Here is a 13964-nt window from a genome sequence, read left to right as displayed (position 1 = left end):
GAGGGAAAACTTTGCTTAACAGAATCTATGATTGGATAGACGATCGCATCGACATCACTCCTATATGGAGAGATATTGCTGATCACGAAGTGCCAGAGCACGTTAATCCTGCCCATCACTTCTCAGCATTTGTGTATTGTTTCGGTGGGTTAACGTTTTTCATAACGGTCATCCAAATACTCTCAGGAATGTTCCTGACTATGTATTATGTACCTGATATCGTAAACGCATGGAACTCGGTCTACTACCTGCAGCATGACGTTGCAGCAGGTGTCATTGTCCGAGGGATGCACCATTGGGGTGCCAGCTTGGTGGTTGTGATGATGTTCCTACACACCCTTAGAGTGTTCTTTACTGGCTCTTACAAAGCTCCACGTGAGCTCAACTGGGTTGTAGGCGTGCTACTTTTCCTTGTAATCCTTGGTCTCGCTTTCACAGGCTACCTGCTTCCTTGGGATATGAAAGCACTGTTCGCTACAAAAGTAGGATTGGATATTGCAGAGAGTGTACCGTTTGTCGGTGAATGGATCAAGACACTGCTTGCTGGTGACGAAGAGATCATCGGTGCTCAGACATTGACACGTTTCTTTGCCATCCACGTATTCTTCCTGCCTGCTGCTCTATTTGCATTGATGGCTATTCACTTCATCATGATACGTAGACAAGGCATCTCAGGACCACTATAGGAATAATAAGGGAGGTAAATTGATATGAAACGTGGAAAAGGGCTGACTTTTGTCGGCGATTCACGAGTACAGAAGTACGATAAACCAAAGCTCAATCGCGACTATTCCGAATTCCCGGGACGTACAGAAGAATTCTATCCGGACTTCCTTCTGAAAGAATGGGTGACAGGCTCAGTATTCCTCATCGGTTTCCTGTGTCTCACTGTCGCACACCCTGCACCGCTAGAACGTATTGCAGATCCTACTGATACAGGATATATACCTCTTCCTGACTGGTATTTCCTATTCCTTTATCAAATTCTTAAATACACATACGCATCAGGACCGTTCAATGTCCTTGGTGCCATCGTTATGCCAGGTATTGCTGTTGGAGCACTAATGCTTGCACCATGGCTTGATAATAACAAAGAACGTAAATGGAACAAGCGACCAGTTACAGTTGCAATGATGCTCATTTCATTCGGTATTATCTTCTATACTACATGGGAATCAGTCGCTTATCATGATTGGGAAACACAAAACCAACAGGGGCAGATCGTATTCTCAAACCTTGATACAGAAGATCCCGTGTTCCAAGAGATTATAAGATCTAACTGTACGAGCTGCCACGGCGGAGAACTTACAGGTGGATCCGGACCGAACCTGATCGAACCGGAACTGAATCCAGAAACGGTACAAGCATTTGTAGAGAATGGGGCCGGCGATATGCCATCCTTCAAAGATCAATTGACGGATGACGAAATCCAGCAAGTTGCTGAATTCGTTGCCAACCTTGAACTTACATCTGAAGAAAATGCTACAAATTCAACAAATGACTCAGACACTTCTGAATAATAATTAAAAGCCCTAGTGATAGGGCTTTTTTTAGTAAGGGAAGGTAAGTCCTAATGTATAAAGTGATTGATTTAATGTACAACAGATGGTTTCTTATTCTGTTACTGATTTCCAATTTTATTGGCACATTATATGGTTACTGGTGGTATAGGGGGCAACTCTCTAATACGGAATGGTATTTTATCCCGTTCGTCCCGGATAGCCCAACAGCGACACTCTTCCTATCAATTGTGATACTTCTTATATTGATTGGTAAGAAGTCAGGGCTGATGGAGGCACTGGCATTTACCACCCTAATTAAGTATGGGGTTTGGGCCGTAGTCATGAATCTTTTAACTTTTATGGAAACAGGATTTATCTCATGGGTGGGGCTGATGTTGATAGCATCGCACGGTATCATGGCTTTACAAGCTATCCTTTTCCTGCCTCATCTAGAAATTAAACCTGTTCATCTCTATATCACGGCTATTTGGCTATTCCATAATGATGTCATAGACTATGTATATGGGCAGTATCCGGTCTACGGTAATCTCGCCCAGTATGAAGCCCATATCGGCTACTTTGCCTTTTGGTTGAGTGTACTGGTACTGATCTTGCTACACCAGCTAGTACCAAGGCGTTCTGATTGACTGTTTCAAGAAATTTAAAGTAAAATAAAGTATGAAAAATTTTTGGAGGTTGGGATCCCTGTGTATATTATATTGTATTTCGTAATTTTGATGGTCGTTCCAATGCTCGCACAGATGAACGTAAAGTCGACATTCAACAAGTATTCGAAAGTGCGTTCGACAAGTGGGCTGACAGGCCGAGAGGTCGCAGAGGAGATTCTTAGGGAAAACGGCATCTATGATGTTTCAGTAGAAAGAGGCCAAGGTTTCCTAAGCGACTACTACGATCCGAAGAACAAGAAAGTTGTTCTTTCACCACACAACTATGACACACCAAGTGTCGCAGGTACTGCAGTTGCAGCCCACGAAGTCGGGCACGCCATCCAGCATGCGACAGGCTACGCATTTCTGAACTTCCGCTCTGCGCTTTTCCCACTCGCCCAGCTTGGAAGTAACTTCTCATACATCCTGATCATTGCCGGTATATTCCTTACCTACGCTCAAAGCAATGCAGAAGGTGGACTCGGAGCCTTGCTTCTCTGGGGTGGTATCGGTTTAATGGCGTTCGCAGTACTGTTCCAGATCGTCACGTTACCGGTCGAATTTGATGCATCGAAACGCGCGATGAACCAGATTGAATCGTTGAACATCGTCAATCAGAAAGAGTATCGTCATGCTAAGAAGGTCCTGAACGCAGCAGCAATGACCTATGTTGCAGCAACAGCAGTCGCTGTGGCTGAACTGGTTAGATTTATTATGATTGCCAGAAGTAACTAGACAGGACCGAAGGAACCCTTTATGGGTTCCTTTTTTATTTTTTTGATATTCTGTTACTATGATAATGAGTACAAAAGGGGAGAGGCATCGACTGCAGTTATACTAGTGAGCAACGCATCTTTCGCTACAGAGCGGTTGGCCTGATCATTGAAAACGACCATGGACTGCTTGCTACTAATAATATGGCAGATTATTTCTATACAATTGGCGGCGCAGTAAAACATGGCGAGAGTAGTACAGATGCTGTCAGGAGAGAGGTTCTCGAAGAGACGAAGCTCAACTACGATATTGAAAAAATGCTTACAGTAGTTGAAAACTTCTTTGACTACGAATTCAATTGTATCGAATATGAATTCCACGAAGTCGCTATATACTATCTGATGAAGTCCCAAGGTATGAGAGAGATTAATTCAGTACAGGATATAGGGGGTGGGAGAAGAGAACATGTAGAGTGGATTCCGTTATCTCAGATTGACAAAATTGAACTAAAACCTTCAAACCTTAAGGAAATAATAGCTAACGTTAATCATCTTAATTCTCCGATTGTTCATAAAGATCAAGAACGTTAGTTTAAATCAGGTTCACACAGGGATAAAGATTGTCTATAATCATTAATAGCAACTAAAAGAATGGATGATGATATGAAAATTGCATTAATCGCACACGACAAGAAGAAGGATGACCTGCTGAGATTTATGGAGAAACACCTTATATTCTTCCAAAACCAGGAGCTTTATGCAACCGGAACTACCGGTGGCAGAATCATCGAACATACAGGACTCGACGTGCACCGCTGCAAATCCGGCCCCCTCGGTGGCGACCAGGAGATTGGTGCAATGGTCGCAAACAAAGCGATAGACTGCATCATCTTCTTTAGGGACCCGCTCACTGCACAACCACATGAACCGGATGTCAGCGCATTGCTCAGACTATCCGATGTCTACGACGTACCGCTCGCAACAAATGAGGGCACCGCAGAAGCTGTTCTTTATCATCTGAGTCATGGAGTCGAGGGGGCGGACTGAATGAAGATTGGTATAACCTGCTACCCGAGCGTTGGGGGCAGTGGCATTATTGCTACTGAACTCGGTATACAGATGGCCAGAAGGGGACATGAAGTACATTTCATCACTTCAAATGTGCCTTTCAGATTGGATGCAAACCATCCGAATATCTATATACATCAGACAGATATCAATGACTATAGTGTATTTCACTATCCGCCTTACGACATAACCTTGGCGAGCAAAATTTCAGAAATTATTGTAGAGTATGATTTGGAAATTATTCACATGCACTACGCCGTACCACATGCCATATGTGGCATTCTGGCACGGCAAATGTCTGGACGTAAGGTAGGTATCGTCACAACACTCCATGGCACCGACATTACAGTACTTGGCCATGATATGTCCCTTGTCAGTGCTATACGTTTTGGTATCAACGGCTCAGATATTGTCACGGCGGTTTCGGAAAGTCTCAAAGACCAAACGCAAAAGTTGATTGGTCCGGACAAGGACATACAGACGGTATACAATTTCGTGGATGAAAAACATTTTAACGCACTCGACAAAGACAATATAAAGCATCGGATGAAAAAAAGGTTTGGAGTACCTGAGAATACTCGGGTACTTATGCATACTTCGAATTTCAGGAAGATCAAAAGGATCGATGATATCATACGGACCTTTCATAAAGTTGAGCAATCTATCGATAGCGTTCTCGTACTAGTCGGGGATGGACCGGAAATGAATAGTATCCGGAGACTGGTCAAGAAGCTTGATATTGAAGAAAATGTTATATTTGCGGGCCAGCAGACAGATGTAAAGTCTTTCTATCTAATGAGTGACGTCTTTTTACTTATGAGTGAGAAGGAAAGCTTTGGACTGGCACTGCTCGAAGCAATGAATTGCGGCGCTGTGCCAGTTGGATCCACGGCTGGCGGTATAAGTGAAGTGATCAAGCATGAAAAGACTGGGTATCTGGTAGAAGTCGGAGATCATCATGCAGCGGCACGATATATTATCGATATACTAGAGGATGAGACACTCTATGAAAACATAAAAGCACGTATGCTTGAAGATATCCATTCCCGTTTCCATTCAAATGTCATCGTCGAAGAGTACGAAGTGCTTTATAAAAAGCTCATCGAGGCGCAGAACCATGAATGAACTCTTTGCGAAAGGTAGAACCATATTAAGGCAACTCGCTGCTCATGGATATAAGGGGTACTTTGTAGGCGGTTGTGTGCGTGATTATCATATGGGACGGGTTATCAACGACGTAGATATCACGACAGACGCATTGCCTGAAGACATCGAACGGATATTCATACACACAATTGACATCGGCAAAGTGCATGGCACTATAATCGTACTTGTTGAGGACATACCATTCGAAGTGACCACTTTCCGTACGGAATCGGATTACAGCGACTTCCGCCGACCAGATGTGGTCACCTTTACACGTGATCTAGACAGTGACCTTGAGCGTAGGGACTTTACCATGAATGCAATGGCTATGGACGGTGATTTTGATATTATCGATCCTTACGATGGCATGATGGCCATCAACCGCAAAGTGATTACTACTGTTGGTGAGTCAACCGAACGGTTCGGTGAAGACGCTCTTAGAATACTGAGAGCTGCCAGGTTCTCCTCCCAGCTCGAATTCAAAGTGGATGATGATACGAAACGTGCTATGTTGAAACATGCTGAGAACCTCAAGTACGTTGCTGTAGAAAGAAGCGTTGCAGAACTCGTCAAGCTTTACCGGGGAGCAAACCCTTCTGCGGCTAAAGTATTAATGGCGGAGACTCACTTGATTAAATATCTACCGTTCTTGGACCAAGTTGATGAAGCTGCTTTCCTTAAGTCTAACGTCCACTCTCTCGAATGTGAGTTGGCATTACAAATCTATCAGACACCAAAACTGAAAGAAACGCTCCATGAGTTGAAACTTTCCAACGCTGTTAAGACGGAAATTCTGAGTATCGTTAACCTGCTCAAAATGGTCGATTCGTCCTCAATCAGACACCTTGCTTACGATTTCGACGACAGAGTACTAAATATAACCAAGGATACGATCGTGAAGAATTCATTTCTACAGATTGGGAACAGGATGACGCGTCTAGAATCTGCTATAGCCATGAAACCCAAGCTCCCCATTAGCGATCCCTCTGAAATCAACCTTGACGGTCGTACACTCATGAGACTTTTCGAGGCTCAGGGCGGACGGTGGATTAGAACCATCCTTTCAGCTGTGGAACGGGAGATACTTGCTGGTCAGCTGGATAACGATAGAGATAAAATAATTGAATGGGTGAAGGCACATGTCGAATTTGAAGCAGGAAATATTAAAATTGCTGAAAAGTGATCGATTCATCTCCGGACAAGAGATGGCAGATCGACTCAAAGTTTCCAGAACTTCCGTCTGGAAAAGTATCAATGGCCTGAAGACTGAAGGATACAGCATTGAATCGGTTACTAAAAAGGGCTATCATCTGAAAGAGCACCCTCGCTACATAAGTCCAACTGCACTGAAAGTACTGGTTGAAGGTTCCTCACTCTTCACGCGGATGGAATACCTAGAAACCACCGAATCGACACAAATTGAGGCCATGCAGAAGCTTGAAAGCCAAGAAGGTGCTTACGTTGTTGTTGCACTCGAACAGACAAAAGGTAGGGGACGATTCAGCCGTCCATGGGCATCACCAAAGAATAGCGGTCTCTACCTCTCCATAGTGCTACGTCCGAATATACCTATTACAGAAATCATACGGTTCAATCTATTCATATCCCTGGCTCTATCTGAGGCACTGGATGCAGCATTTGGTGTGGAAAGCGGAATTAAATGGCCCAATGACATATATATTAAAAACAAAAAGGTTTCGGGTTTTTTGACTGAAGTCGTGAGTGAAAGTAATGTAATCAATGCTATAATCTGTGGTATTGGTATCAACATATACAAAAACGAAGATGTCACTGCACTGGGGACAGCAACCGATATAGAATCTGAAATTGATCCAGACAGAGAAATCGATTTGGATGATTTTATGAAAAAACTCATCCACAACATAGAGGTGTATTATGATCGCTTCATCAACGAACCATTTAGTAGCATACGAGAAGAATGGAAGTCGCGATCAATTGTCTTCAACAAAAAACTGAAAATCACTGAGACCAATGAGAGCTATGTGGCTAAAGTGCTCGATATTGACTCAGATGGCTTTTTGGAAGTGCTGGATGAAGCGGGAGAAATCAGAAGAGTGGTCAGTGCGGATATTGAACTCTAGTAGGAACTGGTGATGAAATGCTGAATGAGAAGTTTGCGGTGGTAGACCTTGAAACCGCCGGAAATAATAAGAACGAAGATAGTATCATCCAATTGGGCATCGTAATCGTCCAGAATTTCAAAGTTGTAAAGACGTATACGACTTTCTTGTCTGATGAAACGGAATTGACGCCATTTATAAAAGAATTGACGAACATCAAGACATCAATGCTTGAAAATGCACCCAGATTTGAAGATGTTGCCCACGAAATAGCATCTCTTCTTGAGGGCTGCATCTTTACTGCACACAATGTCGAGTTCGATTTTGGTTTTCTGCAATCCGCTTTCAGGAAGTGCGGGATAAGATACAAGCCCAGTCATCTGCTCGACACTGTAGAGCTTGCAAAAATATTTCTTCCGACACTAGAACGCCTACAGCTTAATGAGGTTGCACAGTCACTTGGGCTTGATCTCGCAAACGCACATCGTGCAGATGCAGATGCACTGGCGACGGCAGAGCTACTGATCCATTTGCTTCAAAAAATCACTGGACTGAATACAGAAACACAAAAGCAGCTGTACCATCTATCGAAATCTTTAAAGTATAGCCTGTCTGATATTCTTTTCTCCGTTATTGCAGAGTCTGCCGATAAACCATCTGGCCATCTTGATCATTACGGATCTTTCTTCATGAAAAAACCCCACCTTATGGACAAGACAGTCGATCCCATCACCGTCAGAGAGCTCTACGACAACTATGTCGCGTACTCTGGCAAGGAGTATCGTGAGGAACAACTTCGGCTTGCCAACGAAATATTCGAAGCGCTCGAACAAGATGATGATCTTGTAGTCGAAGCGTATACCGGTGTTGGAAAGACACTGGCGTTTCTAATTGCGTCGATTAGCTTCCATTCTCTTTTCGGTAGAAAAGTCCTTGTCAGCACCTCCAAGAAGATTTTGCAGAACCAGATACTCGCTGAAGAATTAAAAGTGCTTGAACAGGCTTCGGGTCTGTCACTTGGGGCGAAGAGTCTTAAAGGCCGGGAAAACTACTTGAATGTAGATGCTTTCGAACTATTACTATCGCTTGAAGAAAGTAACACTGAAATTGTACAGTTAAAAATGAAACTCCTTGTATGGCTACTTGAAACCGATACCGGTGATCTGGCCGAAATTCATCTCAAAGGGCCGGAACGTGCCTATTACAGAACTGCTTCCATCCAGGCAGGGGACTCGAGCAACCATCTATTCTTTGATCGTGCACTGGCAGAGGCAAGAGAAGCTGCATTTACAGTAACCAACCACTATTTTCTAATGGAGTGTCTTAAACATCTCCCTGATGTAGAGAGTATTATCATAGATGAAGCACACCAGCTCAAACGCTCCATTGAAGAGAGAATGAAGACAACTTTCAGTTATCAGACTATGAAGTTCTTCATCGGACAGATCGGCACTGCAGGTCAGGATCGACTGCTGACTACTTACTTCAAATACAATGATGAAACATCTGTCTATCTGCTTGAAGATATACTAAAACACCTCAATCAGAACATAGACAGAATATTCGCCGCAGCCGCAGCGGGCAACATGGAGGATATGCGCCACCATATCGAAGTTAGTATCCACCATGCGTCCATATTTCTTGGTACCATACGCGGAACGCAGAACTACCAGGTCCTCTATAATCATATGTACCATTATCAGAAAATGCTCGGCAGTTTGGAAAAGGGAGTAAGAACAGAAAGTTATTACCTTGAGTCCGACAAAAATCCACAGAAGATCAAGGTGCATGTACATGAAGGTGAAATTGCCGCACTACGTACTAAAGTCACCAATGTTAAGGCGACTATCATGCTGTCAGGGACACTCGAGGTGAATGGAAGTTTCGACCACCTCGACTACTGGTATGGCGAAGAACCTTTTAAAACGTTAGTCATTCGTAATGAGGCGCTTTTTAAGCAGACGAAGATATTTGTGCCAGAAGACATCCCTGCCTATGATGTTCAAAATGATGACTTTGTAACTGCCATTGTAGAATACATCGCCATCTACTTAACTGAGACGAACCAGAAACTGATGGTGCTATTTTCAAATTTCGAACTGCTCGATAAAGTTTATGAGTACACCGAAGATGTAGAAACTTTCGATGACTTTGTGGTATTAAGACAATCCAGAGCGACCACGACTGAGAAGTTGCTTGCCCAGTTCAACCAGCTAGATAGATGTGTACTTCTTGGTACATCAAGCTTCAATGAAGGTATCAATATACAGAGTACCGGAAGCAAATGTCTAATGCTGACAAAACTGCCTTTCCCTGTTCCGAAAAAGTCGGATTTCCGAAGTTTCTATCGGACGGACCTCCCAGAAGCAGTATTCCAATTCAGACAGATTGCCGGAAGAATTCACCGGCGCCCTGAAGAAAAAGGACTGCTGCTACTTTTTGATAAGCGTGTACTCAATCGAAGGTATAAAGATGCCTTTCTCAAATACTTCGTACCCGAAAATATCATCGAGGGGGACGGAGAGTCTTTCAAAGCACTGCTTCGTGATTTATAATGAGTTATATCAACTTCAAAGGAGACGAAATATGCAACTCTCTCAAAGAATCAGGAATATTACACCAAGTCAAACACTGGCCATCACTGCCAAATCAAGAGATCTGAAAGCTCAAGGTATCGATGTGATCAGCCTCAGCGCTGGGGAACCCGATTTCAATACGCCTGAAGAGATCATAGAAAAAACATATACAGCACTAAAGGAAGGGCAGACAAAGTATACATCAGCTTCGGGCATCAACAATCTAAAAGAGGCAATAGTCAAGAAAATGAAAAATGACAACGGTCTCGACTACGATGCTTCCGAAATATTCGTCGGTAGTGGTGCAAAGCATGTACTCTACAATCTTTTCCAGGCGACACTCGATGCAGGTGATGAAGTACTGATTCCGACACCATACTGGGTGAGCTATACAGAGCAGGTAAAGCTTGCTGAAGGTAATCCTGTCATTATGCATACTGATGAATCCACATCATTCAAAATGACACCTGAGATTATCGAAGCCCACAGGACCGATAAGACACGTATGCTCCTGCTCAACTCTCCGAGTAATCCGAGTGGCATGGTCTACACAGAAGAGGAACTAAGAAGTCTAGCTGAGTATCTCGAACAGACTGATATCGTGGTGGTCGCGGATGAAATCTATGAGACGCTTGTATATGACAGACCTCATATATCTATCGCAACGTTCAGTGACAAGATGAAAAAGAACACTATTGTTGTCAACGGTGTAAGTAAATCCCATGCAATGACAGGTTGGCGCATCGGTTATGCATGCGGCGACCGTGATGTCATGAAAGCGATGACTGACTTGACGAGTCACTCCACATCCAACGCAGCTACACCTTCTCAATGGGCTGCTGTAGCTGCCTATGAAATGGATCCATCCTATCTCAAAGAGTACAACAAGACCTTTAACGATAGAAGGGACCAGGCATATGATAAGTTGATGGAGATTCCATACATCGACTGCATTAAGCCAGAAGGAGCATTCTATTTGTTCCCGAATTTTGCAAAATGTGCAGAGAAATGTGGTTTCCCGGACGTTGACGCTTTCGTCACTGCTTTGCTTGAAGAGCAGTACGTCGCAGTCGTACCAGGCTCGGGATTTGGATCACCGGATAACATCAGGCTCAGCTATTCACTGAGCACAGAAGATATGGCCGAGGCACTCGACCGTATCAGAAAATTTGTAGAAGAACATTCCAAAGGAGTATAGTTCGAAATGAAAATATCAATTAATCAGGCATCAAATTTTGAAGGACAGCAGGTGACGATTGGATGCTGGCTGCTCCAAAAGCGTGGCAGTGGCAAAATTCAGTTCCTCCAGCTTAGGGATGGTACAGGCTTCATGCAGGGTGTTGTCGTCAAAGCAAGTGACGAAGCACTTTTCGAAACTGCCAAAGGACTGACACAAGAAACGTCTATGTATGTTTCAGGCACTATCAAGTCAGATGATCGTTCCCAGTTCGGATATGAAATGGAAGTCGATGACATCGAAATCATTCATGCATCAGAAGGTTATCCTATCACACCGAAAGCCCATGGTCCCGAGTTCCTGATGGATAATAGACATCTGTGGTTACGGTCTAAAAAACAGCATGCGGTCATGAATATAAGAAATCAGATCATCAAAAGCACGCATGACTTTTTCTTTGAGAACGGCTACAAGAAAATAGATCCACCGATTCTGACAAGCAGTTCACCGGAAGGAACAACAGAACTGTTCCATACAAAGTACTTCGATGAAGATGCTTACCTGTCTCAAAGTGGTCAGCTCTATGCTGAAGCCGCAGCTATGGCCCATGGGAAGGTGTTCTCATTCGGTCCTACTTTCAGAGCTGAAAAATCAAAAACTAGAAGACATTTAATTGAATTTTGGATGATAGAGCCTGAGATGGCATTCTATAAGCATGAGGACAGTCTTGAAGTCCAAGAGCAGTATGTGGAGTATTTGGTGCAACAAGTCCTCGCGAACTGCAGTCTCGATCTCGGGATTCTGGAACGAGATACAGCTGTACTCGAGAAAATTCGTGCGCCGTTCCCACGTATCACCTACACAGATGCAGTAGAGCTTCTAAAAGAAAAAGGGTTCGATGACATCGAGTGGGGCGAAGACTTTGGTGCACCGCACGAGACTGAAATCGCAAATCACTTTGACAAACCGGTCTTTATCACAAACTATCCGAAGGCAATAAAATCCTTCTATATGGAGGAGAACCCAGAAGACCCGCGCACTGTTCTATGTGCCGACATGATTGCGCCGGAAGGCTACGGAGAAATTATTGGAGGTAGCGAACGGATTCATGACTACGCAACGCTGGAGCAGAAGATTATCGACAGCGGACTGAATCTCGATGCCTACCAGTGGTATCTCGACCTGAGAAGATACGGCAGTGTGCCGCATTCCGGATTTGGTCTTGGACTGGAACGTACTGTGGCATGGCTGAGTGGTGTCCAGCACGTCAGGGAGACATCCCCATTCCCTAGACTGCTCAACCGTCTATACCCATAGGTTTAATATATCGCCGCAAGGCGATATTTTTATAAGGAGTCGTTTTATGATTGGTGATTATATAAGATATATGAATGTACCTGTAAATAAATTGCTGATCGACAATTATGGCACACTCGGTATTGACGAGCGTGCCATGATTGTCATCATCAAGTTGATTGATATCCATCAATACTCTTCGCAATTACCTGAGTTTACACTACTTTCTAAAGGCACGAAGATGTCAAGTAGCGATATTTCAAAAGTGATTGAGGAGCTGATACAAAAAGGGCTCCTTGAAGTCGAGACAATTAAGGAAACAGGCAAGTATATAGAGCGGTTCAATCTCGATCCACTCTATTCGAAACTCGCCAAGTTTCTCGACATGGCGGAGCCTGCAAAACCGGAACCTACGGAAATAAGGTCATTGTTCGAGTACGTTGAGGGTCTATACGGTCGTGTCATCAGTCCAAACGAGTTCGAGCGAATAAACAGTTGGCTCGAGGACTCGAAGTTTACTCCAGAAGCGATTCGAAATGCAGTGGATCTCGCTTATCAAAATCAGATAAAGTCATTGCAGTATGTAGAGCGTATCCTTGGTCAGACAGGCAGGGAGACAACAGAACCAAAGGCGGAACGAATGCCTGTACGTTCTTGGCTGGAAGGAGGAGACTTAAATGATTAGTAGGAAGAAGACCGTCGAGATGATAAACAAGATCGACATGATGTTCCCAGACGCAGAATGCGAACTGATTCATGACAACCCCTTCGAATTGACCATCGCAGTCCTTTTATCTGCACAATGTACCGACAATCTCGTAAATCGAGTAACCAGAGAGCTTTTTAAAAAATACAAAACACCAGAAGATTATCTGGCAGTTGAGCAATCAGAACTAGAAAATGATATCCGTTCTATTGGACTTTTCCGTAACAAAGCGAAAAATATACAGAAATTATGCCGAGATGTTATCAATCGATACGACGGTGAAATCCCTGGTAACTACGATGACCTGGTCAGCCTTGCTGGTGTTGGCCGTAAAACGGCTAATGTCGTCTTGGCAGTGGCATTTGGTGTACCAAGGATTGCTGTCGACACACATGTAGAGCGTGTGTCAAAACGCCTTGGTATTACGCGCTATAAAGACTCGGTGCTTGAAGTCGAAAAGACATTAATGCAGAAAGTACCTGAAGAACGTTGGAGCAAGACCCACCATCAGCTTATTTTCTTTGGACGCTATCATTGCACGGCCAGAAGCCCAAAATGTGAAACTTGCCCGCTGCTTGAAGATTGTAGGGAAGGGCAAAAGCGTATGAAGAGAAAGGACGCACGATGACAATTACAGAAATGTATGAAAAACTTCTGGAGAATGCCAAAAGACCTGACCGGGAACTTTATGATCGGTATGAACGCGCTATTCTTTCCGATATCGATACTGTACTCGAAGACATTGAGCCTGATGCATATACTCAAGTGCTGCCGTTCAATCATCAGGAACGTATGGACTATATCCAGTCGAGACCATACCAGTACCACAGTATCATCCAGCTAAAAGGTATACATGAAGAGTTTATCAAAAAGGTAGCATCTTATCGTATCAGAAAAAAGAGAAGTTAAAAAAAGCCATTGGAACATGAGCTGCTACCTCCTAAGTTTACAGATGAAATAAAAAATCTGTAAACTTAGGAGGTTTTTTAATGGCCAGACATCGCAGTTTCGAAGAAAAGATGGCGATTGTA

Annotated in this window: 15 protein-coding genes; all 15 read left to right on the top strand. The window is 43.6% G+C overall.

The features are described from left to right. The first annotated feature begins 11 nt into the window (after nucleotides 1–11). Nucleotides 12–686: a menaquinol-cytochrome c reductase cytochrome b subunit gene (gene qcrB, locus ACFOJ8_RS05740; protein ID WP_380653858.1), complete on the top strand. Its 675-nt coding sequence runs from the start codon at nucleotides 12–14 to the stop codon at nucleotides 684–686. A 24-nt stretch (nucleotides 687–710) separates the two neighbouring features. Continuing rightward, complete coding sequence (locus ACFOJ8_RS05735) at nucleotides 711–1520, top strand: menaquinol-cytochrome c reductase cytochrome b/c subunit (protein WP_380653855.1); 810 nt, start codon at nucleotides 711–713, stop codon at nucleotides 1518–1520. 53 nt (nucleotides 1521–1573) lie between these two features. Continuing rightward, nucleotides 1574–2149, top strand: coding sequence for a DUF1405 domain-containing protein (locus ACFOJ8_RS05730; RefSeq protein WP_380653852.1), 576 nt, complete (start codon nucleotides 1574–1576; stop codon nucleotides 2147–2149). 66 nt (nucleotides 2150–2215) lie between these two features. Further along, nucleotides 2216–2905, top strand: a complete 690-nt coding sequence (locus ACFOJ8_RS05725; RefSeq protein WP_380657031.1) for a zinc metallopeptidase — start codon at nucleotides 2216–2218, stop codon at nucleotides 2903–2905. An 86-nt stretch (nucleotides 2906–2991) separates the two neighbouring features. Further along, nucleotides 2992–3474, top strand: a complete 483-nt coding sequence (locus ACFOJ8_RS05720) for an NUDIX hydrolase (RefSeq protein WP_380657028.1) — start codon at nucleotides 2992–2994, stop codon at nucleotides 3472–3474. A 72-nt stretch (nucleotides 3475–3546) separates the two neighbouring features. After that, on the top strand, nucleotides 3547–3930 hold the full coding sequence (locus tag ACFOJ8_RS05715; RefSeq protein ID WP_380653849.1) for a methylglyoxal synthase: 384 nt from the start codon (nucleotides 3547–3549) through the stop codon (nucleotides 3928–3930). Then, a complete protein-coding gene (bshA, locus tag ACFOJ8_RS05710) occupies nucleotides 3931–5076 on the top strand; it encodes an N-acetyl-alpha-D-glucosaminyl L-malate synthase BshA (protein WP_380653846.1) in 1146 nt (381 codons plus the stop codon). It begins immediately after the preceding gene. Continuing rightward, nucleotides 5069–6280, top strand: a complete 1212-nt coding sequence (locus tag ACFOJ8_RS05705; RefSeq protein WP_380653843.1) for a CCA tRNA nucleotidyltransferase — start codon at nucleotides 5069–5071, stop codon at nucleotides 6278–6280. Before bshA ends, ACFOJ8_RS05705 begins: the two co-directional genes overlap by 8 nt. Beyond that, on the top strand, nucleotides 6237–7199 hold the full coding sequence (locus ACFOJ8_RS05700) for a biotin--[acetyl-CoA-carboxylase] ligase (protein WP_380653841.1): 963 nt from the start codon (nucleotides 6237–6239) through the stop codon (nucleotides 7197–7199). The genes ACFOJ8_RS05705 and ACFOJ8_RS05700 overlap by 44 nt, the downstream gene beginning before the upstream one ends. Before the next feature lie 17 nt (nucleotides 7200–7216). Further along, nucleotides 7217–9733: an exonuclease domain-containing protein gene (locus ACFOJ8_RS05695; protein WP_380653838.1), complete on the top strand. Its 2517-nt coding sequence runs from the start codon at nucleotides 7217–7219 to the stop codon at nucleotides 9731–9733. Nucleotides 9734–9764: 31 nt separating this feature from the next. Further along, nucleotides 9765–10952 carry a pyridoxal phosphate-dependent aminotransferase gene (locus ACFOJ8_RS05690; protein ID WP_380653835.1) on the top strand — a complete coding sequence of 396 codons (1188 nt, stop codon included), beginning with the start codon at nucleotides 9765–9767 and terminating at the stop codon, nucleotides 10950–10952. Nucleotides 10953–10958: 6 nt separating this feature from the next. Further along, a complete protein-coding gene (gene asnS, locus ACFOJ8_RS05685) occupies nucleotides 10959–12248 on the top strand; it encodes an asparagine--tRNA ligase (protein ID WP_380653832.1) in 1290 nt (429 codons plus the stop codon). A 46-nt stretch (nucleotides 12249–12294) separates the two neighbouring features. Continuing rightward, the gene (locus ACFOJ8_RS05680; RefSeq protein WP_380653829.1) at nucleotides 12295–12912 is read left to right on the top strand and encodes a DnaD domain-containing protein; all 618 of its coding nucleotides are present in this window, start codon (nucleotides 12295–12297) and stop codon (nucleotides 12910–12912) included. Next, nucleotides 12905–13561, top strand: coding sequence for an endonuclease III (gene nth, locus ACFOJ8_RS05675; RefSeq protein ID WP_380653826.1), 657 nt, complete (start codon nucleotides 12905–12907; stop codon nucleotides 13559–13561). Before ACFOJ8_RS05680 ends, nth begins: the two co-directional genes overlap by 8 nt. Next, entirely contained in the window at nucleotides 13558–13842 is a 285-nt protein-coding gene (locus ACFOJ8_RS05670; protein WP_380653823.1) for a YpoC family protein, read from the top strand. Before nth ends, ACFOJ8_RS05670 begins: the two co-directional genes overlap by 4 nt. Nucleotides 13843–13964: the final 122 nt, after the last annotated feature.

Source organism: Salinicoccus sesuvii (assembly GCF_042648145.1).
Classification (GTDB): Bacteria; Bacillota; Bacilli; order Staphylococcales; family Salinicoccaceae; genus Salinicoccus; species Salinicoccus sesuvii.
This window is presented reverse-complemented; position numbering and strand designations above follow the sequence as displayed.

Excerpts from the sequence above, each read along its gene's own strand:
- ACFOJ8_RS05690 (WP_380653835.1), top strand. The coding sequence starts at position 9,765 with ATGCAACTCTCTCAAAGAATCAGGAATATTACACCAAGTCAAACACTG.
- ACFOJ8_RS05715 (WP_380653849.1), top strand. The coding sequence starts at position 3,547 with ATGAAAATTGCATTAATCGCACACGACAAGAAGAAGGATGACCTGCTG.
- ACFOJ8_RS05700 (WP_380653841.1), top strand. The coding sequence starts at position 6,237 with ATGTCGAATTTGAAGCAGGAAATATTAAAATTGCTGAAAAGTGATCGA.
- ACFOJ8_RS05705 (WP_380653843.1), top strand. The coding sequence starts at position 5,069 with ATGAATGAACTCTTTGCGAAAGGTAGAACCATATTAAGGCAACTCGCT.
- ACFOJ8_RS05695 (WP_380653838.1), top strand. The coding sequence starts at position 7,217 with ATGCTGAATGAGAAGTTTGCGGTGGTAGACCTTGAAACCGCCGGAAAT.
- ACFOJ8_RS05735 (WP_380653855.1), top strand. The coding sequence starts at position 711 with ATGAAACGTGGAAAAGGGCTGACTTTTGTCGGCGATTCACGAGTACAG.
- ACFOJ8_RS05730 (WP_380653852.1), top strand. The coding sequence starts at position 1,574 with ATGTATAAAGTGATTGATTTAATGTACAACAGATGGTTTCTTATTCTG.
- bshA (WP_380653846.1), top strand. The coding sequence starts at position 3,931 with ATGAAGATTGGTATAACCTGCTACCCGAGCGTTGGGGGCAGTGGCATT.
- ACFOJ8_RS05670 (WP_380653823.1), top strand. The coding sequence starts at position 13,558 with ATGACAATTACAGAAATGTATGAAAAACTTCTGGAGAATGCCAAAAGA.
- ACFOJ8_RS05680 (WP_380653829.1), top strand. The coding sequence starts at position 12,295 with ATGATTGGTGATTATATAAGATATATGAATGTACCTGTAAATAAATTG.
- nth (WP_380653826.1), top strand. The coding sequence starts at position 12,905 with ATGATTAGTAGGAAGAAGACCGTCGAGATGATAAACAAGATCGACATG.
- asnS (WP_380653832.1), top strand. The coding sequence starts at position 10,959 with ATGAAAATATCAATTAATCAGGCATCAAATTTTGAAGGACAGCAGGTG.